Below are 24,934 nucleotides of genomic sequence, written 5' to 3' on the forward strand. Positions count from 1 at the left end.
CACAGATTGCGCCGGCGCGGGGTGCCGGCCGGTGCGCCGGGCGGGGCGTGCTGCGCGGGTGTGTTCGGGTGCTTCCGGGGTGTCGGGGTCGGTTTCTAGGCTGGACGCATGACTTCGGCACCCTTGCGCCCCACGCCCGGGCAACTGGCCTGGCAGCACGACCGGATGGGCGTGTTCTTCCACTTCGGCGTCAACACCTTCCACGGCAAGGAATGGAGTGACGGGACGCTGCCGGCGTCGAGTTTCGACCCCGCCGAGCTGGACGCGGGGCAGTGGATCCGTGCGGCACGGCTCGCCGGGGCGAAGTACGTGGTCCTGACCGCGAAGCATCACGACGGCTTCTGCCTCTGGCCCACGGCGACGACCGCGTATTCGGTGGCCTCCTCGCCGTGGAGGGGCGGCGCGGGGGACGTGGTCGCGGAAGTAGCGCAGGCGTGTCAGGAAGCGGGGCTGAAGTTCGGACTGTACCTTTCGCCGTGGGACCGGAACGCCCCCTGCTACGAGGATCCGGAGGCGTACGACGAGTTCTACCTGGCCCAGCTGCGGGAGCTGTGCACGCGGTACGGGCCGCTGCACGAGTTGTGGTTCGACGGCGCCGGATCGGAAGGCCGGGTCTACGACTGGGAGCGGATCGGCGCCGTCATCGCCGAGCACCAACCCGGCGCGATGGTGTTCAACATGGGCCCCGCCACGATCCGCTGGGTGGGCAACGAGGACGGGCTCGCCGAGGATCCGGTGGAGTACGTCGTCTCCTCCACGGCCGTCTCGAACTATGTGAGTGACTCCGCCGCGCTGGGCCAGGAGGCGTATCTGCCTCCCGAGTGCGACGTCTCGCTCCGGCCGGGCTGGTTCTGGCAGCCGGCCGAGGAGCCGAAGTCCGTGGACCATCTCCTGGCCATCCACTACCGGTCGATCGGCATGGGGGCGAATCTCCTGCTCAACCTTCCGCCGGATCGCCGCGGCCTGATCCCTGAGGGAGACGTCCAGCGACTGGTGGAGTTCCGGGCTGAGCTGGACCGGCGCTTCGGCAGGCCGGTCGAGGCGGAGGTGAGCCGGAGCGGACCGGGGGAGTGGGTGCTGGATTTCGGCCGGGACGTCCCCCTGGACCACGTGGAGCTCGGGGAGGATCTGTCGGAGGGCCAGCGGGTGGTGCGGCATCGGCTCCTGACCGACGACGGCGACGTCCTCGCCTCCGGTCTGACGATCGGCGCCCAGCGCCTGCACGCCGTCGTGCCCGTCACCGCGCGGCGGCTGCGGGTGGACGTGGACGGCGACGGCGCGCGGCCGGCGTTCGCGCGGGCCTACGACACCGGGGGCGCACCGGTCCCGGTGATCGAGTACGCGGCCCCGACGCACCGGCCGGAGGACTGACGCTGCCCGTCCCTGCGTTGTGTGCTCAGTTGTTGCGGGTTTTTCCGCTCAACACCCGCAACAACTGAGCACACAATGCCTGAGGAGGAGAGGGCCCGGGAACGCGAAGGCCCGGCGGCACGAGTGCCACCGGGCCTTCAGAGGTTTGTCAATACCGCGTCAGCGTGCCGCATCCATGGACTTCGAAGCCCCGCGCATTGGAGGGGATGGTCACGATCATCGGACCTTCTGGAAGGTCGATGTCCATGATCTCCTCGAACGTACCGCCAAACCCGCTCAGTGTCCGCCAGCCGCAGTATTGCCCGGCGTAGCCGTAGTACGTTCCAGGCAAGATGTCGATTCCCACGCGGTAGGTCCCATCTGCTGTAATCCGCGTGGCGCGGGGGCCGCTGGGGCTCACGGTCGTCCAGGAACCGCAGCGTCGTGATGTGAATCCTACGTCGCCTGCGTTGATCTGGACGTAGGTCCGGGCGGAGCCGAAGTAGTTTGCGTTGATGTCGTCCAAACGACCTCCGAAGCCACTGAGACGTTCCCAGTAGCAATCCGGACCCCCGCCTGTCGCTCGGTAAAGGCCCGGTTTGATCTGGGCTCCGACACGGTACGTTCCGTCACCACGGAGCACGGTCACGGGCCAGAGTGGGAGCTTCACGGCGGCGCTCGTGGTGGCCTTGGCGTCGTAGTACGCGCGGCTCGCCATCACGCGGACGGACAGGGACCGGCCGTTGTCGGCCGCTCCGACCTTGTACGTCCGGCCCCGGGCTCCGGCGATCGCCGAGCCGTTCCGGTACCACTGGTAGGAGAGGCTGCTCGGCGCCGGGTTGTAGCTTCCGGCATTGGCCGTGAGGACGGAACCCAGGGCGAGGCGTCCCGTCACCGTGGGCGCGGCTTTCAGGGCGAACAGCGCTTTGCCCACCCCGGTCGCTGACGTGGTCACTGAGCGCGTGACATAGCCCGGTTTGGAAGCCGTGACCTTCACATTCACGCGGGTGCCGATGTATCCCGTGTTCAGGTAGAGCGCGTATCCCGTGGCTCCCCGGATGGCGGCGCCGTTCCGGTACCACTGATACCGGAGAGTGGTGCCGGCGGGCCACGACTGGGTCACCTTGACGGTGTTGCCGTAACGATGTGTCCCGGTCACCACCGGTGACTTCGTGGCCACGAGGAGCCCGACGGCGATGGGCCGCGCGGCGGAGAAGCGGTCCACCGAGGTGTAGCCGGGCTTGGCCGCGCGCACACGGACCTTCAGTGCCTTCCCGTTGTCCGCCGCGGTGGTGGTGTACGTGCGGGCGACCGCCCCGGCAATCGCCGTCGTCCCGCGGTACCACTGGTACGTGACGGTGGCCGCGGCCGGTGCGGACACGCCGGGGTTCGCTGTCTGAACCTGGCCGACCCGAGCCGTTCCGCTGATGGTCGGCACGGCGACCGAGGTGAAAGCGGCACTGGTGGCGGTGACCTGTGCCGACTGGAACTCGTGGTCCGTGAACCCCTCCGCCGAGAGGGTGATGATCGCTTGGAGAGGCCTGCCGACATCCGCCGGACCGACCACATACCGCTCCGCCGTGGCGCCGGTGATCGGAGCGCCGCCCCGGTACCACTGGTAGCGGAGGGCGCCGCGGAAGGCGGAGTCATCCCAGGCCGGCGTGGCGAGCGTCAGGGTTTCGCCGACGACGGCTCGTCCGGCGACGGCGTTGCTCCAGGTGAGGCCCGTGAACTCGGCGTTCCGCACGACGAGGGGCGTTGACGCGGCATCGGTCCCGGACGGCTGATCCTCCCGGGACGCCGTCACCGTGAGCTGGACGGTCTTCCCGGCCATGGAGGGCAGCAGCACCAAGGAGTCGATCTCTCCGGCGGAGTGGTCGGTCGTCTGAACCGCCATGCCGTCGAGGGTCCAGACGAAGCGGAACTTCGTCGCGCCCTCCCACAGTCCTCCCTTGGAGGTGAGGGTCTGGCCGACCACCGGTTCGCCGTGGACGACCGGAACCGCGGTGTTGCTCGGCGCTGGAACCTCGGTGGGTTCAGTGGTCGCGGTCGGGTCCGGAGTCGGCGCCGTCGTTTCCGTGGGCTCCTGGGTGGGTGTGGTGGTTTCGGTCGGTTCCGGTGACGGGGTGTCCGTCGGCGCCGGGGTCTCCGTGGGGCCGACGGTCGGCTCCCCGGTGGGTCCGTCCGACGGCGTTTCCGCGATGACCGACGGCGCGGTGACGGTGGCGGGAACGGCTTGTGCCGCCGGCGCCATCAGAAGTCCTGCGAACAAGGTGATGGCGCCTGTGGCCGCCACGAATCCGGCGGCGCGGCCGGAACGCGGCCGGGCATGGGTGTTCCTGAAGAATGACAAAGAGATGCTCCCCCGAGTGATGTGATCAGTGATCTGATCAGCACGATCGTAGGGACATCCGTCACGATCCCACAATGGTTTCCCGGATTTATGGGGATAAGACGGGCCGGGCGGAATGTGGAAGTGGCGCGCCGCCGTCGTCGTCCGTCAGTGGGAAAGACGCCCGGCCGCCCGGGAATTTTCCATGCAAACGCATGGTTTTCGTGGTCGTGAACAGCAAAAAAATCGGATTCCTGTCCTTCGGCCACTACGGTCGATCCGCAGGATCGCACACCCAGGACGCCGGTGAGTCGCTGCGGCAGGCCATCGAGCTCTCCGTCGCCGCAGAGGAGCAGGGCGTGGCCGGGGCCTTCTTCCGGGTCCATCACTTCGCCCGCCAGGGCGCGGCTCCCTTCCCCCTGCTCTCCGCCATCGCGGCCCGCACCACGACCCTCGAAATGGGCACGGGTGTCATCGACATGCGGTACGAGAATCCCCTCTACATGGCTGAGGAGGCCGCCGCGACGGACCTCATCAGCCAGGGCAGGCTCCAGCTCGGCGTGAGCCGTGGTTCACCCGAACCGGCGCTCAACGGGGCCGAGAACTTCGGCTACATCCCGCGCGACGGCGAGACCCCCGCCGACATGGCCCGTCGCCACACGGATCTGTTCCGCCGCGCGATCACAGGCACCGGGATCGCTCCGGCGGACGCCGGCAACGGCCGTCCGGGTCTGCTGCTGCCGGTCGAACCGCAGTCGCCGGGCCTCGACCGCCGCATCTGGTGGGGCGCAGGCACCCGCGCGACGGCGGTCTGGGCCGCCGAGCAGGGCATGAACCTCATGAGCTCGACCCTCCTCACCGAGGACACCGGAGTGCCGTTCGACCAGCTGCAGGCCGAGCAGATCCGGGTGTTCCGTGACGCCTGGAAGGAGGCCGGACACGGCTGGACGCCGCGCGTCTCGGTGAGCCGCAGCATCATCCCGCTCGTGTCGGAGGAGGATCACCACTACTTCGGTCTGCGCGGTCAGGTCGAAGGCCGTGACCAGGTCGGGTGGCTGGACGGGGCCGTGTCCCGCTTCGGCCGCTCCTACATCGGGGAGCCCGACCAGCTGGCCGAGGAGCTGGCCCGCGACGAGGCCGTCCAGGAGGCGGACACCGTCCTGGTGACCATCCCGAACCAGCTCGGCGTCGACTACAACGCGGCGCTGCTGGGCAACATCGTCAAGCACGTCTTCGGACAGGACTGATCGATATCCCCATCGACTGCTCCACAGGATGTCGTTCTGCGTACTATCAGGCGTGAATCGGCATCCTAGGGAGCAGTCGATCCGGGGGAGTGCGGGGAGACCAACGGGGCCGCCTTCCGTGTCAGCAACGGCACGACGGCGAGCAGGCCGAGCAGGAGCACGACGGCGCCCCACCCAGGGGTGTCCGGGACGTGGTTGCTCGCAGCTTTCAGGGTGAAACTCAGCAGGACGAACGCTCCGATGATCCCGAGCGCCACCAAGGCCCAGCCGGTTCTCCGGAGCGGGGTGCGGAGAACCCGGAACGCGGCGAGAGCCACGAGGATGAGCAGCAGCACGACGACCCCGAACAGTCCCGCGAACCCGGTCATGAACAGGGCGGACAGGGTGGCGTCCTCGCCCGAAGCGGCGGGGGCCATGCCGGGCTTGAACAGGACGACGGCCACCGACACGGGCGTGTCCACGTGGGAGTCGCCCCGGGTATCGCGGCTCGTGAAGAACGGCACGGTCAGCCCACCGAGGAGCAGCGCTGCGGTGACCAGGGCGTACGCGCCGACCAGGATCCGCTCGAGCCGGACGACGCGCCGGGCGAGGTCAGGGTCCGCCGCGGCCCGCCGGGTTCCAGGTTCCTGATCGCTCATGCTGTTCTCCTCACCCACGCGGATCGAGGGCGCTCACTCGCTCCGTCCACCATGCTGGATCGGGTCACGCCCACTCGTTCCAGCTTGCGGCCTCGTCCGGACCAGGGGCAATGGGCAGAGGTCCCCACGGGCGTCGAGCGTTCGGGCCCACCCCTCCTCGATAGACCCCCATCGACTGCTCCAGAGGATGCCGTTCCGGGCGATTTCTCGGAGAAAACGGCGTCCTACGGAGCAGTCGATCCAGGAGCGGTGCGACGACGGCGCGGGGCCGCCACCGTCGTCGTCCTCGGTGAGGGTCGTCGCCGTCGCTCGTCACTCCGCCCGCAGCGCGCTGACCAGAGCCTCGGCGATCGGGCTCCAGGCCCGGGTGCTGGGGCCCGTCAGGACCAGCCGCCGGCTCACAGTCGGTTCGAGGCGCACCATGCGGAGGGCCGGAGGCAGCAGGCCCTCTCCGAGTCCTGGCATGATCGCCACGCCCATTCCCTCGTGGACCATGGTGATGAGGGTGGCGAGCTCCCGCACCTGCTGCCGCGAGGTGAAAGGCACCCCCGCGATCCGGTGGATCCGGCGCACCTGCGTCTCGCAACCGCCCATGCTGGTGATGAGACCGTCCTCCAGCAGTTCCTCCAGGGGGATGGAGGACTCGTCGGCGTAGGGGTGGTCGCGGCGCACGATGGCGCGGTACTCGTCCTCACCCACCAGGAGCGACCCCGGAGGGTCGGCCGGCGGGTCCACGAGGATGCCGGCGTCCACGATGCCGGTCTCGAGCCACTCCGGGATCTCCTCGTCGTCGCCCTCGAACAGGCTGACCTCCACCTTGGGCAGGCGGGCCTGCCAGGCGCTGAGCAGTTCCGGGAGAAGTCCCTGCATCACGGTGGGGACGGTGCCGAGGCGGATCCGGCCCACGGGGACGCCGGAACGGGCCCGGACCCGCGCGGACAGCGCGTCCAGAGCGGCGACGGCGGCACGGGCGTGGGGGAGCACGTCGGCGGCGAGTGCCGTGGGGGCATTGGCGCGGTCCCGGTCGAGGAGGAGGCCCCCGATGTCGTCTTCGAGGGCACGGAGCGTCCGCGACACGGCGGACTGGCTGACGCTGAGAGTTTGGGCCGCCGAGGTGAACGATCCCGTGTCCACCACCGCCAGCAGAGTCCGCAATTGGGGAACCGTGGGTGCCATGCATTCATGGTATGCCCAAATGAGTTCGATGTATTTGCTTCATGACCCGTCCGGTTCGATGGTGGAGTCATGAACACTCGCCGGTTCGGCACCGTCGCCGCCTTCGTCATCCTGGCGCTCGTCTGGGGCTCCAGTTTTCTCTTCATCAAGGAATCCCTGACCGCCTTCACCCCGGCGCAGGTCGTACTGGGGCGGGTCGTCCTCGGAGCCGTGACGCTGTGCCTCGTGATGGTGCTCAGCGGCCGCGCCTGGCCCCGTGAACGGCGCTTCTGGGGCCACATGATCATGGTGGGCCTCCTCCTCTGTGTGCTGCCGTTCAGCCTGTTCGCCTGGGCCGGGGAATCCCTCCCGTCCGGCCTCTCCGCGATCCTGAACGCCGCCACACCCCTCATGACCGCGCTCGCCATCGCCGCCGTCCTGCCCGCCGAACACCTCACGAAAGGCCAGGCTCTGGGTGTCGCCGTCGGAGGGGCGGGCGTGGTGCTCGTGATCGCCCCGTGGACCATGGCGGGCGACCCCGCCCTCCTCGCTTCGCTGCCCGCTCAGCTCGCGTGCCTGGGCGCCGCCGGATGCTACGGACTCGGCTTCGCCTACATGCGCCGGTTCGTGATCGGGAAGCAGCACTACGACTCCATCACCGTGGCGACGGTCCAGCTGACGCTCGCGGCCGGCGTCGCGCTCCTCACCTTCCCGTTCGTCGTGTGGGCGTCGCCCGCCGCAGCCCATCTCGAGCTCAACCCCGTGGCGGTGATCTGCCTGGTCCTTCTCGGATCGCTCGGGACGGGTGTGGCGTACATCCTGAACACCGCCATCGTGTCGCAATGGGGCGCCATCCGGGCGTCGACCGTCACCTATGTGAGTCCGCTGGTCGCGGTGCTGCTCGGCATCGTGCTCCTCGACGAACGGCTCAGCTGGAACCAGCCGGTCGGATGTCTGGTGGTCATCGCCGGGATCGTCACGGCGCACCGCTCTTCGGCGACCCGGTCGGCCGCCACGTCGGCTGAGCCCCCGACGGCGGCCGCCCCCGTCGCGGACGGCCACGCAACAATCCGGGCGGCGATTGGAGCGGAGGGCCGTCCGTCCTAACGTGGGGGACAGTCGCCCGGCCGGACCGCCGGGCCCGCACTGAAGGAGCCCCCATGATCAGCCAGCACGAATACTTCGACGGCAACGTCCGCAGCCTGGGCTCCGGGGACGATGACGGGAAGTTCACGGTCGGCGTCATCGCCCCGGGCGAGTGGACCTTCGGCACGTCCTCCCCGGAACGCATGCAGCTGGTGCGCGGCAGCTGGGACGTGAAGCTCCCGGCGGAGAGCGGCGAGTGGGTCCGCTATGAGGCCGGCTCGGCGTTCGAAGTCGAGGCCGGGGTGTCCTTCACCGTCATGACCAGCGACCCCGTGGCTTACATCTGCTCGTACGAGTGACGCGTACGGGTGCTTCGTCAGATCGACGGTCCGGCCTCGGCCGCCGCTTTGAGGAACTCGTTCCGCTGCCGGATCAGCTGCGGCATGTACCAGCGGAGGACCAGCAGCTCGGCGAGGCGGCCGAGCGGACCCAGCGGGGCGGCGAAGGTGATGTCGTCGCGCAGGAGGGTGCCGCCGTCGTCGGCGGTGAAGCGGTGCTCGTGGCGCCAGAGCCTGAACGGTCCGCGGAGCTGTTCGTCCACGAAGTGCGACGGTTCGCGGTACGCCGTGATCCGGGACGTCATACGGATCGGGACCCCGAAATGCCGGGCCTGCCAGGTCACGGTGTCGCCCGGCCCCATGCGGCCCGTCATCACGCCGGCCACGGCGCGCTCACCCGAATCGGCCATGGAACGGGTGTGCGCGTCGACGTCGAGGGACAGGCCGAAGACCTCCTCCGGCCGCGCGGCGATGCGGATCTCCTCGCTGAAGCTGATCACGGTACTCAGCCTAGTTCCGAGGCGCTATGTGACCTTCCGTGACCTTGCGTGAACCGTCGTTTCGGCAGCTTTGATGAGTGTTACGCGTCACCCCTATGGTTTTCGCATGGCTCTGATGGACATCTACCCCACGGCACTGCGCCTGCTCGGCCGCCCCGTGCTGGTGGTCGGCGGCGGCAAGGTCGCCGCGCGGCGCGCCAAGGGCCTGCTCGACGCCGGAGCCCGGGTCACGGTGGTCGCCCCCGAAGCGGTGGAGATGATCCGCGACCTCGCCGACGCCGGACTCCTCCACTGGGAGGCCCGCGGCTACCGCACCGAAGACCTCGACACCCCCTGGTTCGTCCAGACCGCCACCGGTGACCCCACGGTGGACGCCCAGGTCGCGGCCGACTCCGAGGCCCGCCGGATCTGGTGCGTCAATGCCGGTGACCACGAGAGCTCCGCCGCCTGGACGCCCGCCGTCGCCAGCGTGGACGACGTGAAGATCGCGGTCAACGCCGGAGCGGATCCCCGCCGTGCCATGGCCGTCCGCGACGCCGTCGCCGCGGCTCTCGACGAAGGCTCCCTGCCGCTCCGCCACCATCGCCGGGGCACACCGCGCGCCGGTCAGGTCACGAGCCGGGCCAAGGGAAGCGTCGCCCTCGTCGGCGGCGGCCCGGGCGATCCCGGCCTCATGACCGTCCGCGCCCGGCAGCTCCTGGCGGAGGCCGACGTCGTCGTGGCCGACCGCCTCGGCCCGCGCTCCGTCCTGGACGGTCTGCCGGAAGACGTCCGCGTGATCGAAGTGGGCAAGACCCCCGGCCACCATCCTGTCCCGCAGGACGAGATCAACCGCATCCTTGTCCGCGAGGCGCTCGCGGGAAACCACGTGGTCCGGCTCAAGGGCGGCGACCCGTACGTCCTCGGCCGCGGCGGCGAGGAGCTCGCCTTCTGCCGTGAGCACGACGTCGACGTCCAGGTGGTCCCGGGCGTCACCTCCGCGATCTCCGTGCCCGCCGCGGCCGGCATCCCGGTGACGCACCGCGGGCTGGCCACGGGCTTCTCCGTCGTCACCGGCCACGATGAACTGGGCAGCCTGCCCGCCCGGCCGGACCACACCGTGGTCCTCCTCATGGGCGTCAAGGCCCTGTCCCGGTCGATGGACACGCTCGCCGCCTCAGGGCTCCCGCGGGACACCCCCGTGGCGATCGTGGAGCGCGGCTACGCGCCGGATCAGCGGGTCACCGTGGCGACCGTCGCGGACATCGCGGACCGCGCCGCCGACGTCGGGGTCGAGAATCCTGCCGTCATCGTGGTGGGGGACGTCGTCCGGCTCAGCCCCTACGCCCCCGAGCATCTTCGCCTCACCCACACTCATGCACTCTGATCGAGTGCTCCACAGGACGTCGTTCTCGCCGGAATCCCAGGCTGGAATGACATCCTATGGAGCAGTCGACGAAAGGAACACAGCCGTGTCAGAACTCCCCACCCCCTCGAACGCAGCCGTCGGCTCCGCGGAGCGCCCGCTGCGCGTCGCCGTCATCGGCTCCGGTCCGGCCGGCGTCTACGCCGCGGACATCCTCACCAAGAGCGATGAGGTCAAGAGCGGGGAGCTCACCGTCAGCATCGACCTGTTCGACCGCTACCCGGCGCCGTACGGCCTGATCCGCTACGGCGTCGCCCCGGACCACCCCCGGATCAAGGGCATCGTGAACGCGCTGCACAAGGTGCTGGACCGCGGCGACATCCGCTTCTTCGGCAACGTCGACTACGGCACGGACCTTTCCCTTGATGACCTGCGGAAGCACTACGACGCGGTCATCTTCGCCACGGGCGCCATCAAGGACGCGGACCTCAACATCCCCGGCGTCGAGCTGGAGGGTTCCTTCGGCGGCGCGGACTTCGTCTCCTGGTACGACGGCCACCCGGACGTCTCCCGCGAGTGGCCCCTGGAGGCCAAGGAGGTCGCGGTCATCGGCAACGGCAACGTCGCCTTGGACGTGGCCCGTGTCCTGTCGAAGCATGCGGACGACCTGCTGGTCACCGAGATCCCGGACAACGTCTACGCCGGCCTGAAGGCCAGCCCCGTCACGGACGTTCACGTCTTCGGACGCCGCGGCCCCGCGCAGATCAAGTTCACCCCGTTGGAGCTGCGCGAGCTGTCCCACTCCCAGGACGTGGACATCATCCTCTACGCCGAGGACTTCGAGTTCGATGAGGCCTCCGATGAGGCGATCCAGAGCAACAACCAGATCAAGAACATGGTCGGGACGCTGACCAACTGGTTCGCCGAGCAGCCCGAGGACCTCTCCGAGCTGACCGCGTCCCGCCGCCTGCACCTGCACTTCCTGCACTCCCCGGTGGAGATCACCGATTCGCCCGAGACCCCGGGCAAGGTGGCCGGCATCCGCTTCGAGCGTACCGAGCTGGACGGCACGGGCAACGCCCGCGGCACCGGCGAGTACGTGGACTACCCGGTCCAGGCGGTCTACCGGACCATCGGCTACTTCGGTTCGCCCCTGCCGGGCGTCGAGTTCGACCACCGCAAGGGCATCGTGACCAACGACGGCGGCCGCGTCCTGGACGCCTCGGGCGCCCCGGTGCCGGGCGTCTACGCCACGGGCTGGATCAAGCGCGGACCGGTCGGTCTCATCGGCCACACCAAGGGCGACGCCCTCGAAACCATCACCCACCTGCTGGAGGACCGCACGGCCCTCCCCGTGGCGGACGACGCTGCGGAGAACGCCGTGGTCGCGCTCCTCGAAAGCCGCGGCGTGCAGTACACGAGCTGGGATGGCTGGAACCGTCTGGACGCTCACGAGCGCGCACTCGGCGCCGAGGCCACGGCCAACGGCGGTTCGCACGGGGTGAGCGTGGAGCGCGAGCGCATCAAGGTCGTGTCCCGCGAGGAGATGGTGAGCATCTCGCGTGACGGGGCGGGCGCCGTCGTCGGCTCCTGACCTCCGCACGGCTCCGCACGGCGCCGTGCGTTTGGCGCCTTGAGTGCTCAGTTGTTGCGGGTGTTTCCGCTGAACACCCGCAACAACTGAGCACTCAACGCCGTTAAGGGGCGCTCAGCTCCGGGATTCGGCGATCTCCAGGCCACAGCGGACGCTCCGTTCCGCGGTCTCCGGGTCACCGGAGGAGAGGGCCGTGATGAGGTCCTGATGTCCCGGCTGGAGGCTGGGGTCGAAGTCCCGGTGCTCGGACTGGTTGAGCAGATCGCGCTTGAACGCCCCCGCGAAGCCCGAGTAGAGCTGTTCCAGCAGCGGATTGCCGCTGAGCCGGGCCACGCCGCGGTGGAATTCCCAGTCCAGGTCCGCCCACTCCGACACCCGGCCGGCGTGCCAGGCCTCGAGTGAGGCGTCCAGGATGCGCTGCAATTCCTCGATGCCCGGGGCCTCCGCGCGCTGGGCCGCGAGCCGCGCGGCCTGGGTGTCCAGGACCTGACGGACCTCGAACACATGGGCGGCGGTGTGCTCGCCGACGCTCCGGCTGGCCGTGCCCTCCAGCTCGCTGCGGGCGCGGACGTACGTGCCGTCGCCCTGCCGGACCTCCAGGACGCCGGCGTGGGCCAGGGCCTTGATGCCCTCCCGCAGGGTGCCCCGGGAGACCTGGAACCGCTCCATGAGCTCCGATTCGGTGGGGATGCGCTGCCCGATCTCCCAGGCGCCGGACGCGATCGCCTCGCGGAGCTGGCGCGCGACGGCGGCCGCCAGGGGCTGCCGTCCCTCCGGGTGATGCAGGCCGCCCGTGGGGGTGGCGGACTTCGACGTGTTCCGTGCGGTGCTCACAGGATCACTCACCGCTCCGGGAGGCCTGCTGCGATGCGACGACCACGCGGGGTCCGTGCCCGCTGTGCAGCCGTCCCAGCACGAAGGCGGCCACGGTCAGGACGACCGCGACGCCGACCGCCACGCCCAGCGGCAGGATCCACTGCCCGGTCAGACCGTGCAGGAGGCCGATGCCGAGCGGGCCGAGTGCCGAGAAGAAGTACCCCAGCGACTGCGCGGCGGTGGAGAGCGCCGTGGTCTCGGCGGGGGTGCGGCCGCTCTGGCTGATGATCGCCAGGACGAGCGGGAAGATGCCGAGGCCCAGGCCCGTGAGGCACGCGGACAGCAGGGCCGTCTGGATCGGCGCCACCATGAGGAGGATGATGCCGGCCACCGTGCACGCGGCGGGGATGGCGAGGGCCCAGGGGCGGGTGCTGTTCCGCGAACCGAAGGCGAGGAACAGCATGCCCGCGAACATCGACACGAACTGCATGACACCGAACATCAGACCGCTCTGCGTGGCGTCCATGCCGTTGTCGCTCAGGATGTAGGCGTACCAGCTCATGACGGCGTAGGCGAGGAAACCCTGCGTCGAGAAGACGATCGCGATCAGCACGGCCTTGCGGCCCCGGAGCGCGGCCCAGATGCCGTGGCGCTGCTCGGGTGCGACGTCGGGGGCCAGGTTCCGGCTCCGGCGGCGGCCGAGGGCGAGCGGGATGAAACCGAGGAGGCCGAGCGCGGCGATCACGGACCACGAGGCCAGCCCGGCGGACGGTGAGCCCAGCGCGTGGGCCAGGGGGACGCTGACGGTGGCCGCCGTCGTCGCGCCGATGGTCATGGTGAACGTGTACAGGCCGGTGACCAGCGAGGTCCGGTCCGCGTGGTCCTGGCGGATCAGCACCGGCATGGAGACGTTGCAGATGGCCAGGCCGCTCATCGCCACCACGGAGCCCACCAGCAGCGCCACGGTGCTGGGGATGCCGCGGATCGCGAGGCCGCAGGTCAGCAGGAAGAGCGCGAACACCACGGTGTTCTCCACTCCCAGGCGGCGGCTCAGGGGATTGGTGGCCAGACCGGCGAACGCGAAGCACAGCGTCGGGATGCTCGGCAGGAGCGAGGCGATGAAGGCGCCGTAGCCCAGGGCCTGCTGCAGTTCGTGGAAGAGAGCGGCGGCACTCGTGATGCCCACCCGGAGGTTGAGCCCCACCAGGATGACGCCCACCAGGGCGAGGAGCACCTTGCGGCGCCCCGAGCCACCCGTTCCCGTGGCGAGGGCCGAGGCGTCGGCGAGAGCGGCGGGACTGAGGATGGGCGCGGTGGACTCCGAGGTGGGTGTGGCTGGCATGTTCTAAAGGTTAGACCTTTAGTCGTTCTGGTATGCCATTCAGTGATGGACGCCACAGGAAGTGGCCGGTGGAAAGAGCGGCTCAGCGCGTCCCGAGCCGCGAGATCGCGAGGGCCAGCCAGAGCTGGACGCGGTCCGCCGTGGTGGAGGGGTCGTAGCCGCTGAGCTCGGTGATCTGGGCCAGGCGGTAGCGGACGGTGTTGCGGTGCAGGGTGAGCGCCTGCGCCACGGCCGCCACGGAGCCGTCGTGCTCGAGGTAGCTCTCCAGGGTGCTGAGCAGCCCGGCCCCGTGTGCGGCGTCGAAATCGTAGAGGGGTTTGAGGGTCTCCATCGCCATGTCGGACAGCGGGACGTCCTCGCTCGCCAAGAGCAGCGACGTCAGGCTGAGCCGTTCGGGTTCGTTCACGGGCAGTCCACGGGCGACGGCGTCGCGCGCCTCGAAGTAGCTCCAGCGCAGGCCGTTCGCCTTGGCGTAGTGCCCGCCGATGCCGATCGTCGCCTTCAGCCCCGCCTCGGCCAGCAGCGCGTGCACGGCCTTCGCGGCGTCGACGGCTGTCTTGTCCTCCGGCGTGATGATGAGCAGCTCCGAGTCGACGACGGCGGTGGGGACGCCTTCGAGCTCGGGCGGCAGTGGGGTGGACATGATGGCTTTGTTCTGGGCCGGGGTGTTGCCCGGCGCCGGCCGCACGAGGATCACGACCTGACGCTTCGCCGCTGCGACGCCGATCGTCGAGAGCCTCGTCCCGGCGTCCTTCGGGTCCAGCACGCCGCGGATGACGTCCTGCATGACCTGCCCGGCCAGCTTGCGGGAGGCGTCGCGCTGGTGCTTCTGGTTGTTCAGTTCGAGGCTGATGAGGCTCTTCGCGTAGTCGAGGATGCCGGCGTCCCGGAACGGCTCGCGGACCTGGAGGGTGGTGGCGTCGCGCTGGCCTGTGGAGATCGCGACATCCAGCCAGTGCCCCGAGTCGGGTTCGCCCACGGATCCCGCCGTGGTGCTGAAGATCTCGCGCCCGTAGCGCCGCAGCCGCAGATCCGTGCGGAGCAGTCCCGCCAGCTGCCGCAGCAGGGCGGGGAGCCCGCCACCCGAGAGGAGCGAGCGGGCCAGGACCTGGTGCCCGGAGAGCATGCGTTCCAGCTTGGCCAGGTGGTCTGCGTGCTGCGCCTCCGCCACGAGCTTCCCGAGCGCGATGAACGGGGTCTCGTACGGGACCTCCACCACGGGGATGTCCCAGCGGTTCGCCTCCGCCACGAGAGCCGGGGGCACCACCTCGGAGGACAGGCCCGTGCCGAAGCCGATCCCGACCGCGCCGGAGCGCTGCACCATGCGGACGAAGTGACGCTGCGCCGCGGCCGTCTTCTGACGCAGGCCCGTGGTCAGCACCAGCTCGCCGCCGCTCAGGAACCGCTGCGGGTTCTCCTGCTCCGTGACCGCCACCCATTGAATGGGGGTGGAAAGGGTCGACTCGGCGGCCCCCACCTTCTTAAGCTTGAGAGACGGAACGGACAGAAGTGCCGCCAGCGTGATGGACATGAACCCATCATAGAAGTCCTTTGGACTCCCGCACAGCACGCCCGGGGTTTGGCTGTGCACCTGCCTATACATCGGCGAGCTTTCGTCACCCTATGCTCGAAGTCACACCCGTCGCAGGCGACTAAGAAGGAAAGAGTCCCCCATGACTGCAACCACCACCGAACTCAGCTACCGCCTCGAGCAGAAGCGCAGCATCGGCGAGTTCCCCGGCCCCAAGTCCCGCGAGCTGGCCGCCCGCCGTGACGCCGTCGTCGCCGGCGGCGTCGCCTCCTCCGTCCCCGTCTACATCGCCGATGGCGATGGCGGCATCATCAAGGACGTGGACGGCAACTCCTTCATCGACCTCGGCTCCGGCATCGCCGTGACCAGCGTGGGCGCCTCCGCCCCGGCCGTCGTCGCCGCGGTCCAGGAAGCCGTGCAGCACTTCACGCACACCTGCTTCATGGTCACCCCGTACGAGGGCTACGTCGCCGTCGCCGAGAAGCTCAACGAGCTCACCCCGGGCGACCACGAGAAGCGCTCCGTGCTGTTCAACTCCGGCGCCGAAGCCGTTGAGAACGCCATCAAGATCGCCCGTAAGGCCACCGGCCGCAACGCCGTCGTCGCGTTCGACCACGCCTACCACGGCCGCACCAACCTGACCATGGCGCTGACCGCCAAGGCCATGCCGTACAAGAGCGGCTTCGGTCCGTTCGCCTCGGACATCTATCGTCTGCCGATGAGCTACCCGTACCGCGAGGAGAACCCGGAGATCACGGGCACCGAGGCCGCCAAGCGCGCCATCCTCGCCATCGAGAAGCAGATCGGCGGCAGCGAGGTCGCCGCGATCATCATCGAGCCCATCCAGGGTGAGGGCGGCTTCATCGTCCCCGCCGAGGGCTTCCTCCCGACCCTGGCCGCGTGGGCCAAGGAGAACGGCGTCGTCTTCATCGCCGATGAGGTCCAGGCCGGCTTCTGCCGCACCGGCAAGTGGTTCGCCGTCGATCACGAGGGTGTCGTCCCGGACCTGATCACCATGGCCAAGGGCATCGCCGGCGGCATGCCGCTGTCTGCCGTGACCGGCCGCGCCGAGCTGCTCAACGCCGTCCACGGCGGCGGTCTGGGCGGCACCTACGGCGGCAACCCGGTGGCCTGTGCCGCCGCTCTCGCCGCGATCGAGACCATGGAGCAGTTCGATCTGAACGCCCGTGCCGAGCGCATCGGTCAGCTCATCCAGGACCGTATGAACTCCCTGGCCGGCGAGCTCTCCGTGATCGGTGACGTGCGTGGCCGCGGCGCCATGCAGGCCATCGAGCTCGTGGTGGCCGGTTCCAAGGAGCCGAACGCCGCGCTGACCAAGGCGATCGCCGACTACTGCCTGGCCCAGGGTGTCATCATCCTGACCTGTGGCACCTACGGCAACGTGATCCGTCTCCTGCCGCCGCTCACGATCGGTGAGGACCTCCTCAACGACGCGCTCGACGTGCTCGAGGCAGCCATCCGCGCCAACGCCTGAGCCTTTCCGGCTCCGGCTCTCTGAGCCTGGCCGCCCGTCCCGACCGTTCACCTGCCCGCGAACGGTCGAGGCGGGCGGCCTTGTTTTAACCAAGGCCGCCCGCCCCGCTCAGCGGATCAGCGCAGCACCACCATCAGCGCAGCACCACCGTGCGCGCATGGCCATGTCCGTCCAGCGCGACATCCAGCGTGAGCGGCGAGGTGCTCACCACGGTCACGCCGGGATCCCCACTCACGACGCCGGACACCGCCACCCCCGCCAGGCTCACCCGGGCGACGGCCTGGGTGCGGCTCGGGTCGGAGAGCGCGACCGTCACCGTCCCGTCGTCGGCCTTCCGGAACGCCAGGGAGCACGGACCGCTCACGGTGACGCCGTGCCCGGAGGTCGTGTCCGCCGGGGTGGCCGCGAAGAAATTGGCCAGCGTCACGCCCTGGGCCCGGTCCGCCACCATCTGCACGTCCGCCGTGTTCGCGAGGACCCGCACCGAGGGGTTCGCGGACTCCTTGAAGGTGTCCGAGTGCTCCGCCCCCGGCAGCATCAAGTACGCGTAACCACCGCCCTGAGGGACCGTGCCGTGGCTGTGGGTGATGGTGACGTAGTCGCGGGCCTTGACGTCGTCCGTGCCGCCCGTGTCCGCGCCGGAGTTGACGGCCTTCCACGTTCCCGTGCGGGCCACCACCGCCACGGTGACGTCCCCGCTCACGTTCTCCGCGGGCAGCAGGACATACCCGCCGTGACCCACGATGTGGGCGTTGCGGGTGACTTTCACGCCGGCCGCACCGGGAGACAGGGGCCGCTTGCGGTTGTCGGTGCGCAGCTCCGGCGCCTTGCCGGGCGGGAAGGCACGGTTCTCCAGCGTGGTGATCACCTCATGCGGGCCGGAGGAGGTGATCCCGGCGCCCAGGCAGACCACCTTGTCCTCCAGGAAGAACCACGACTTGCGCGCGCTGAGGGTCTTGTTGAAGTTCAGGTGATCCATGCCCTGGACACCCCAGTGGCCCTCGAAATCCAGACCACCCGCGAACGCCTGATACGCGCGGGGGATCCCGGTGCCGTTGGTCGCCCCGCTCTCGCGCGGTTCGGTGGTCACCGTGGTCCCGGGCAGGCGATACGGGTCCACGGTGGGCCAGAAATCGGCGCTGTACTGGGAGGGGTCCGTCGGGGTGTAGACGAAGGTCAGTCCGTCGCCCTGGTACCAGCCGAGGTTGTTCTCGAAGTTGCCCCATTCGTAGCGGCCGATCCGCTTCGAGGACACGTTGACCACCGAACTGAACCCCGGCCGGTGATGCACCAGGCGGTCCTGGTCCCCGAACGCGCGGGTGACCACCGGGGTGACCACCGGGGCGATGGAGGAGTCCTGGAGGGCCGAGGTGACCAGCAGGGACTTGGCGATGCTCTGCCCGGGCAGGCCGAACAGGGAGACGTCCGTGCAGCGCTCCAGCCAGCCCTTCACGAGGGAGAGGTACCGGCTGCGGTACGGTTCGCCGGCCCCCGGCGCCAGCAGCAGGATGGCCGTGATGGCGCCGGCGCCGTCCACGTAGTCCGGGTTGGCCTGGCGGGACACCGCCCGGCCGCGGACCGTGTCCATCATGCGTCCGTTCCAAATGAAGGGCGCGTAGCTCGCTTCCACCGCATCGAGGATGACGGACTTCTTCGGGTCGGTGACGTCCCAGGAGCTCCCGCCCAGCAGGCCCAGGATCTCGGCGATTCCGCCGAGCGTGACCACGCCGTAGGTCCCCACATACGGGAGATAGCTGTGCTGGACGAATGAGCCGTCCGCGTAGAAGCCATCGCCGCTCGTGACATAGCCGAACACGCTGTTCTTGCCGTTGCGCACGGTGTCGCTGAGGGCGTCGCGGGCCAGGGCCACTTCGTCCGGCCGGCCGTCGAGGATGCCGCGCAGGGCGCAGGAGAGCGCCTTGTCCGTCCGGTTCGCGCCGGTCTCCGCGAGGCTGGTGCCGCGGCCGCGCCAATTGGGGTCGGGGGTGAAGTACCGTGCCGCGGCCAGGAGGGAGGAGCGCAGTGCGGCGGGGACGACGTCGTGCAGCAGGACCAGGATGTCCGCGGCCTTGCGCGGCACGCCGATCTCCCAGAACCACCAGTTGCCGGCGGCCCGCATGCCGCTCTTGTAGGCGGTGGTGCTGAGATAGTTCAGCGCCGCCACCAGATCGGAGGCCAGTTTCGCGTCGCCGTGCTGGGCGGAGCCCGCGGTGGCATGCGCGAGAGCGAGGTCGAACAGTCGGTTGAAGCTCACGCCCATGTTGCCGGTGGCGTCAGCCGCGCTGCCGATGCCCGTGAGCGGCAGGTCGGCCCAGAGGCCAGACGTCCCGCTCGGGGTGATCATGGACGCCCAGGTCTTGGCGGCGGCGTCGCTCATGGCTTGGAGTGCCGGGGCGAGCTCCGGGACCGTGGCGGCGCTGCCGTCCCCGGCCAGCATCAGACGACGGCGGGCCACCAGCTCGTCCAGCGAGGCCACGGGAGCGGCGCTCGCCGAGGTGGCCGTGGCGCCCAGGAGCGCGCCGGCCCCCAGGAGTGCGAAAAGGGTTCTGCGATTCAACTCGGCGGACAACACGGACCTCCAGTGCTCGGGGAGTGGGTAGTCCGAGCCTAAAGGTGAGTGTTCTTGATCACAATAGGTTGAAAGTGTTCATTTACTTTCAGCTGCGGCGGACGCGGATGGTGTGACGCAGTGCGTCCACGGTGAGGATGATGAGCCCGATCCACACCAGGCCGAAGCCGATCCAGCGCTCGGGGGACATGTGCTCGTGGAGGACCAGGGTGGCGATGATCAGCTGGAGCGTCGGCGCCAGGTACTGCAGCATGCCGATGGTGGTGAGCGGGAGGCGGGCCGCGGAGGCGCCGAAGAACACGAGCGGGACGGCCGTCACCGCGCCGGACGCGGCCATGAGCCAGAAGTGGGCCGAGCCGTAGCCGGTGACCGTCGCCGCCTGGTTCAGCGTCAGCGCCACCATGGTGACGGCGGCGAACGGGGCCAGGACCAGCGTCTCCACGCTGAGGCTGGTGATGGAGTCGACGCCGGACCCCACCTTCTTCTTCACGAGTCCGTAGAAGCCGAAGCTGAAGGCGAGCGTCAGGGCGATCCAGGGCAGCTTGCCGTATGCCACCGTCAGCACGACGACGGCCAGGAACCCGATGCCCACGGCGGTCCACTGCAGCGCCCGCAGGCGTTCCTTCAGGACCAGGACGCCGAGCAGCACCGAGACCAGTGGATTGATGTAGTAGCCCAACGAGGCTTCCACGGCCTGGCCGCTCATCACGCCGAACGTGTACGCGAGCCAGTTCACCGCGATGAGCAGGGCGGCGATCGCCAGGACGCCGGGCGTCTTCGGCCGCTTCAGGACGAGGGTGAATGTCTTCCAGGACCGGGTGACCGTCAGCAGGATGGCGCAGAAGAGGAGGGACCAGAGCACCCGATTCGCCACGATCTCCACCGGGCCGGCCGGAAGCAGCAGCATGAAGTAGAGCGGCAGCAGGCCCCAGAGGGTGTACGCGCCGACGCCGTAGGCGAGGCCCTGGCGCTCCCGCTTCGCCGCCTGCTCGGCCACGGCGCCCGAGGTGCCGGCCGGGTTGCCGCCAGGGGCGCCGCTCACGGGGGTGGTGGGAGCGAGTGTTTTCGAGATGGGGTCCGTCACGTGGGCACAACCGGCCGCACGCGGGCGTTATTCCGAACAATTAGAATAGTTCTGCCTGTGCTAATGGCATGGGCACTGTCAACTTTGGAAGGTCAGCTCTTGTCTGTCGAGTCTGTGCACACATCCGCCCGCCCTCTGCGCGTCGCCATCATCGGTTCCGGCCCGGCCGGCGTCTACGCCGCGGACATCCTCACGAAGTCGCAGGGCGTGAAAGACGGCGAAGTGCAGGTCTCGATCGACCTCTTCGAGCGCTACCCCGCGCCGTACGGCCTGATCCGCTACGGCGTCGCTCCCGACCACCCGCGCATCAAGGGCATCGTGAACGCCCTGCACAAGGTGCTGGACCGCGGCGACATCCGCTTCTTCGGCAATGTGCACTTCGGCCAGGATGTCAGCCTCGAAGACCTGCAGAAGCACTATGACGCGGTCATCTTCGCCACGGGCGCCATCAAGGATGCCGAGCTGAACATCCCGGGCATCGACCTGAAGGGCTCCTTCGGCGGCGCGGACTTCGTCTCCTGGTACGACGGCCACCCGGACGTGCCGCGTGACTGGCCGCTGGAGGCCCGGGAGATCGCCGTGATCGGCAACGGCAACGTCGCGCTCGACGTGGCCCGGGTCCTGTCCAAGCACGCGGATGACCTGCTCGTCACCGAGATCCCCGACAACGTCTACGAGGGTCTGAAGAAGTCCCCGGTGACGGACGTCCACGTCTTCGGACGCCGCGGCCCGGCCCAGGTGAAGTTCACCCCGCTGGAGCTGCGCGAGCTCTCCCACTCCCGCGACGTGGACATCGTGCTGTACCCGGAGGACTTTGACTTCGACGAGGCCTCCGATGAGGCCATCAAGACGAACAACCAGGTCAAGACCATGGTCAACACCCTGACCAACTGGCTGGTCGAGGAGGCGCACGAGGGCGAGGACGCCGCGTCCCGCCGTCTGCACCTGCACTTCCTGCACTCCCCGGTGGAGATCCTGGAGGATCCGGAGCGTCCCGGCCATGTGGGCGGCATCCGCTTCGAGCGCATGGAGCTGGACGGCACAGGCAACGCCCGCGGCACCGGCGAGTACCTGGACTACCCCGTCCAGGCCGTGTACCGCGCCATCGGCTACTTCGGCTCCCCGCTGCCGGGCCTGGAGTTCGACGAGCGCCGCGGCGTCCTCAAGAACGACGGCGGCCGCGTCCTGGGCGCGGACGGCGCCCCGGTGCCGGGCGTCTACGCCACGGGCTGGATCAAGCGCGGACCGGTCGGCCTCATCGGGCACACCAAGGGGGACGCCCTCGAAACGATCGGCTACCTCCTGGAGGACCGCCTCCAGCTGCCCGCCGCCGTCGAGCCGTCCGAGGACGCCGTCGTCACCCTGCTCGAGGAGCGCGGCGTCGAGTACACGACGTGGGAGGGCTGGAACCGTCTGGACGCTCACGAACTGGCCCTCGGGGCCGAGGCGACCGCCAACGGAGGTTCGCACGGCGTGAGTATTGCGCGTGAGCGGGTCAAGGTGGTACCCCGCGAAGAGATGGTGAGCATTTCCCGAGGTCAGTAGGACATTCCGGGAGAATGCGGGACATGAAGTGTTCATTTCCTAATCTCACATACTGGACGAGTACGGGGTGTCCGAGGGGTGGACACTACCCTTGTGACGATCCTTTACACGACACAGAATGTGGACACCGATGAACATTCTCCGTACCAAGTCGATTGAGCAGTCAATTGCAGACGCCGAAGAGCCGGGGCGCCGGCTCAAGCGTTCCCTGAGCGCCTGGGACCTCATGATCATGGGCGTCGCCGTGGCCGTCGGCGCCGGCATCTTCTCCGTTGGCGCCAAGGCCGCCGCCAACTTCGCCGGCCCCGCCGTCACGCTGTCCTTCGTCATCGCCGCCGTCACGTGCGCGCTGGCGATCATGTGCTACGCCGAATTCGCCACGGCCATCCCGGTGGCGGGCTCGGCGTACGTCTTCACCTACGCGACCCTCGGTGAGGTCCTGGCCTGGATCGTCGGCTGGAACCTCATCCTGGAACTCTTCACGGCCGCGGCCGTGATCGCCAAGTACTGGGGCATCTACCTCTCCAAGGTCTTCGACCTGGTGGGCGTCAAGATGCCCGAGGCCATCAACGTGGGCGGCCTGGACGTCTACTGGGGCGCGTTCCTGATCGTGGCCATCTTCACGGTCCTGCTGGTGCTCGGCACCAAGCTCTCGGCCCGGGTGGGCAACGTCTTCACGCTCATCAAGATCGGCGTGGTGCTCTTCGTCATCATCGTGGGCTTCTTCTACATCAAGGCCGAGAACTACACCCCGTTCGTCCCGCAGTCCGTGCCGAGCGCCGGCAACGCCGTGGAAGACGTCATGAAGCAGTCCCTCTTCGGCTTCCTGACGGGCGCGGCCCCGGCGCAGTACGGCACCCTGGGCATCTTCGCCGGTGCGGCCCTGGTGTTCTTCGCCTTCATCGGCTTCGACGTCGTGGCCACCTCCGCGGAAGAGGTCAAGAACCCGCAGAAGACGCTGCCCCGCGGCATCTTCGGCGGCCTGGCCCTGGTCACGCTGCTCTACATCCTGGTGTCCCTCGCCCTGACCGGCATGGTGTCCTACACGGACCTCGCGAAGGCCAAGAACCCGACCCTCACCACCGCGTTCGAGGCCGTCGGCAACACCGACGCCGCCAAGATCATCGCGTTCGGCTCCCTGATCGGCCTCACCACGGTCATCATGGTGCTCCTGATGGGCCTGGCCCGCGTGGTCCTGGCCATGAGCCGCGACGGCCTGCTGCCGCGTGCCCTGTCCAAGACGAGCGACAAGCACTCCACCCCGGCCCGCACCCAGATCCTCTGCGGCGTGGCCGTGGCGCTCGTGGCCGGTCTGACCCAGGTGGACATCCTGGAGGAGATGATCAACATCGGCACCCTGTGCGCCTTCGTGATGGTCTCGATCGGCATCCTGGTGCTGCGCCGCAAGCGCCCCGATCTGCGCCCGGCGTTCCGTGTGCCGCTCGGCCCCGTGCTCCCGGCCCTGTCGGCCGTGCTCTGCCTCTACCTGATGACCAACCTGGCCGTGCAGACCTGGCTGTTCTTCCTCCTCTGGCTCGTGCTCGGCTTCGCCATCTACTTCGCGTATGGTCAGCGGCATTCCCGTCTGAACGAACGCTTCACCGAGGCGAAGGAGTTCGTGGGCTGATCCAGCCCGCGCCTCCCACCGCTGAGCCGGTGCACGACGACGGCGCCGCGCCCCTTCCCGGGGTGCGGCGCCGTCGTCGTCCGCGGGGAGAGCACGCGAGACGCACACGGTCGGAGCACCGTCATCTCCCGCCCCGCCTGCGCCCCCGGGAGGGGGTGGGGACCTAAGATTGCGCTTATGGCGCGTCCTCCCCGACCCGAACGTAAATCAGAGCTCATGCACGACATCCTGCTGTACCTGCAGGACAAGTCGATCGCAGATCTCACCTTCCGCACCCTCGCCGACGGACTGGGCATCAGCAGCTACGTGCTGGTGTACCACTTCGGCTCCCGAGAAGAACTCATCTCCCAGATCGTGCACGCGATCGAGGCCCGGCCCTCCGAAGTGCTGGACCCGGAACTGGTCACCGCCGGACGGGAGGAGTTCGAAGCCTGGCTGCGGACCGCCTGGAAGGTGGGGCTGCGCGAGTACGGCATCCAGCTGCAGCGTCTGCATTTCGAAGCGGCCATGCAGGATTCCGTGCTGGACAAGCCCCGTGGCAACGGCGGCAAGCTGTACCACTCCTGGGTGGACGTGGTGCAGGAATGGCTCAGGAACCAGGGCCTGGGCGAGCCGGAGGCCCGCCGGACAGGGCGTCTGTTCGTGGCCACCCTGACGGGCCTGCGTTACGACGTGATCGTCACGGGTGAGCGCGAGGCTGCCACGGAGGCCTTTGAGCGGCTCCTGAAGTCGTTCTTCCTCACCATCGACTCGGAGCTGAAGCGCGGCGCCTGAAGGCCCGTCACACCGCCGTGCTCGTCTGTTGCGCCGTGTTACTCTGACGATCGTCACAAGAAAATCGCTGGAGAATTTCACTCGCACAGTGCTCCAGTGCCTGAAAAAGGGGAAACCATGAGCAAGACCATCGTCACGCGCGCCCTCGGCATCGTCGCCGTTCCGCTGCTGGCCGTGAGCCTGAGCGCCTGTGGCGGCCAGAGTGTCGCGGACGCCTGCTCCAAGCTGGACAGCGACATGAGCGGCATCAGCACCGAGCTGCAGTCCAACATGAGCAAGTTCGCGTCCGACCCGAAGGCCGCCGCAGAGGGCCTGAGCAAGTTCTCCGACAAGCTCGCCGAGAGCGTCAAGGGCGTCTCCAACCCGGACGTGAAGCCGAAGGCCGAGGCCGCCAGCTCCGCGTACGCCGACTTCACCGCCAAGATCAAGGCCGCCGCCGCGGACCCGTCCACCGCCTCCTCCAAGATGACCGAGCTGTCCAGCTCCGTCACCAAGATCCAGGAGAGCTTCACCGAGCTCGGCAAGGTCTGCAAGAAGTAAGGCCTCCACGCCTCAGCCTCGCAGAA

Annotated in this window: 20 protein-coding genes; 11 read left to right on the plus strand and 9 right to left on the minus strand. The window is 68.9% G+C overall.

Translation table 11 applies throughout. The annotated features are described in order from the left end of the window. Positions 1–108: 108 nt before the first annotated feature. Complete coding sequence (locus BLV63_RS05190) at positions 109–1,371, plus strand: alpha-L-fucosidase (protein WP_066211810.1); 1,263 nt, start codon at positions 109–111, stop codon at positions 1,369–1,371. A 148-nt stretch (positions 1,372–1,519) separates the two neighbouring features. Here BLV63_RS05190 and BLV63_RS05195 read toward each other — a convergent pair whose 3' ends face one another. After that, positions 1,520–3,703 carry an Rv1352/Rv1906c domain-containing protein gene (locus tag BLV63_RS05195; protein WP_254780470.1) on the minus strand — a complete coding sequence of 728 codons (2,184 nt, stop codon included), beginning with the start codon at positions 3,701–3,703 and terminating at the stop codon, positions 1,520–1,522. Between the two features lie 209 nt (positions 3,704–3,912). Between BLV63_RS05195 and BLV63_RS05200 the strand changes: the two genes are divergently transcribed. Then, positions 3,913–4,929 carry an LLM class flavin-dependent oxidoreductase gene (locus BLV63_RS05200; RefSeq protein WP_254780472.1) on the plus strand — a complete coding sequence of 339 codons (1,017 nt, stop codon included), beginning with the start codon at positions 3,913–3,915 and terminating at the stop codon, positions 4,927–4,929. A 65-nt stretch (positions 4,930–4,994) separates the two neighbouring features. On the opposite strand, the gene BLV63_RS05205 is transcribed toward BLV63_RS05200, so the two are convergent. Both BLV63_RS05205 and BLV63_RS05210 read right to left on the minus strand, forming a co-directional pair. Continuing rightward, positions 4,995–5,567 (minus strand): hypothetical protein, encoded by a 573-nt coding sequence (locus tag BLV63_RS05205; protein ID WP_074784051.1) that lies wholly within the window; start codon positions 5,565–5,567, stop codon positions 4,995–4,997. 312 nt (positions 5,568–5,879) lie between these two features. After that, on the minus strand, positions 5,880–6,743 hold the full coding sequence (locus BLV63_RS05210; protein WP_066211802.1) for a LysR family transcriptional regulator: 864 nt from the start codon (positions 6,741–6,743) through the stop codon (positions 5,880–5,882). Positions 6,744–6,812: 69 nt separating this feature from the next. Here BLV63_RS05210 and BLV63_RS05215 point away from each other — a divergent pair, with 69 nt between their 5' ends. Both BLV63_RS05215 and ppnP read left to right on the plus strand, forming a co-directional pair. Beyond that, positions 6,813–7,829: a DMT family transporter gene (locus BLV63_RS05215; RefSeq protein ID WP_066211800.1), complete on the plus strand. Its 1,017-nt coding sequence runs from the start codon at positions 6,813–6,815 to the stop codon at positions 7,827–7,829. A 53-nt stretch (positions 7,830–7,882) separates the two neighbouring features. Further along, entirely contained in the window at positions 7,883–8,167 is a 285-nt protein-coding gene (gene ppnP, locus BLV63_RS05220) for a pyrimidine/purine nucleoside phosphorylase (RefSeq protein ID WP_066211798.1), read from the plus strand. 17 nt (positions 8,168–8,184) lie between these two features. Here the strand turns inward: ppnP and BLV63_RS05225 are convergent, their stop codons facing one another. After that, entirely contained in the window at positions 8,185–8,646 is a 462-nt protein-coding gene (locus tag BLV63_RS05225; RefSeq protein ID WP_066211796.1) for an SRPBCC family protein, read from the minus strand. A gap of 106 nt (positions 8,647–8,752) precedes the next feature. On the opposite strand from BLV63_RS05225, the gene cobA reads away from it, so the two are divergent. Both cobA and BLV63_RS05235 read left to right on the plus strand, forming a co-directional pair. Further along, positions 8,753–10,012 (plus strand): uroporphyrinogen-III C-methyltransferase, encoded by a 1,260-nt coding sequence (cobA, locus tag BLV63_RS05230; RefSeq protein WP_066211795.1) that lies wholly within the window; start codon positions 8,753–8,755, stop codon positions 10,010–10,012. 46 nt (positions 10,013–10,058) lie between these two features. Further along, the gene (locus tag BLV63_RS05235; RefSeq protein WP_066211792.1) at positions 10,059–11,585 is read left to right on the plus strand and encodes an FAD-dependent oxidoreductase; all 1,527 of its coding nucleotides are present in this window, start codon (positions 10,059–10,061) and stop codon (positions 11,583–11,585) included. Between the two features lie 114 nt (positions 11,586–11,699). On the opposite strand, the gene BLV63_RS05240 is transcribed toward BLV63_RS05235, so the two are convergent. The 3 genes from BLV63_RS05240 to BLV63_RS05250 form a co-directional block, all read right to left on the minus strand. Beyond that, on the minus strand, positions 11,700–12,419 hold the full coding sequence (locus tag BLV63_RS05240) for a FadR/GntR family transcriptional regulator (RefSeq protein ID WP_254780474.1): 720 nt from the start codon (positions 12,417–12,419) through the stop codon (positions 11,700–11,702). Positions 12,420–12,423: 4 nt separating this feature from the next. After that, positions 12,424–13,743, minus strand: a complete 1,320-nt coding sequence (locus BLV63_RS05245; protein ID WP_066211790.1) for an MFS transporter — start codon at positions 13,741–13,743, stop codon at positions 12,424–12,426. An 82-nt stretch (positions 13,744–13,825) separates the two neighbouring features. Next, positions 13,826–15,274: a PucR family transcriptional regulator gene (locus BLV63_RS05250; protein WP_066211788.1), complete on the minus strand. Its 1,449-nt coding sequence runs from the start codon at positions 15,272–15,274 to the stop codon at positions 13,826–13,828. A gap of 142 nt (positions 15,275–15,416) precedes the next feature. Here BLV63_RS05250 and gabT point away from each other — a divergent pair, with 142 nt between their 5' ends. Continuing rightward, positions 15,417–16,769 carry a 4-aminobutyrate--2-oxoglutarate transaminase gene (gabT, locus tag BLV63_RS05255; RefSeq protein WP_066211784.1) on the plus strand — a complete coding sequence of 451 codons (1,353 nt, stop codon included), beginning with the start codon at positions 15,417–15,419 and terminating at the stop codon, positions 16,767–16,769. A gap of 133 nt (positions 16,770–16,902) precedes the next feature. On the opposite strand, the gene BLV63_RS05260 is transcribed toward gabT, so the two are convergent. After that, complete coding sequence (locus BLV63_RS05260; RefSeq protein ID WP_373277814.1) at positions 16,903–19,341, minus strand: polysaccharide lyase 8 family protein; 2,439 nt, start codon at positions 19,339–19,341, stop codon at positions 16,903–16,905. 85 nt (positions 19,342–19,426) lie between these two features. Then, positions 19,427–20,422, minus strand: a complete 996-nt coding sequence (rarD, locus tag BLV63_RS05265; protein WP_074784054.1) for an EamA family transporter RarD — start codon at positions 20,420–20,422, stop codon at positions 19,427–19,429. A gap of 63 nt (positions 20,423–20,485) precedes the next feature. On the opposite strand from rarD, the gene BLV63_RS05270 reads away from it, so the two are divergent. The 4 genes from BLV63_RS05270 (at position 20,486) to BLV63_RS05285 (ending at position 24,908) form a co-directional block, all read left to right on the plus strand. Next, a complete protein-coding gene (locus tag BLV63_RS05270; protein WP_066211782.1) occupies positions 20,486–21,967 on the plus strand; it encodes an FAD-dependent oxidoreductase in 1,482 nt (493 codons plus the stop codon). 130 nt (positions 21,968–22,097) lie between these two features. Continuing rightward, positions 22,098–23,594: an APC family permease gene (locus BLV63_RS05275; protein WP_066211780.1), complete on the plus strand. Its 1,497-nt coding sequence runs from the start codon at positions 22,098–22,100 to the stop codon at positions 23,592–23,594. A gap of 216 nt (positions 23,595–23,810) precedes the next feature. Then, the gene (locus tag BLV63_RS05280; protein WP_066211778.1) at positions 23,811–24,368 is read left to right on the plus strand and encodes a TetR/AcrR family transcriptional regulator; all 558 of its coding nucleotides are present in this window, start codon (positions 23,811–23,813) and stop codon (positions 24,366–24,368) included. Between the two features lie 117 nt (positions 24,369–24,485). Then, positions 24,486–24,908, plus strand: a complete 423-nt coding sequence (locus BLV63_RS05285; protein ID WP_066211776.1) for a hypothetical protein — start codon at positions 24,486–24,488, stop codon at positions 24,906–24,908. Positions 24,909–24,934: the final 26 nt, after the last annotated feature.

It is taken from the genome of Arthrobacter woluwensis (assembly GCF_900105345.1).
GTDB classification, from domain to species: Bacteria; Actinomycetota; Actinomycetes; order Actinomycetales; family Micrococcaceae; genus Arthrobacter_E; species Arthrobacter_E woluwensis.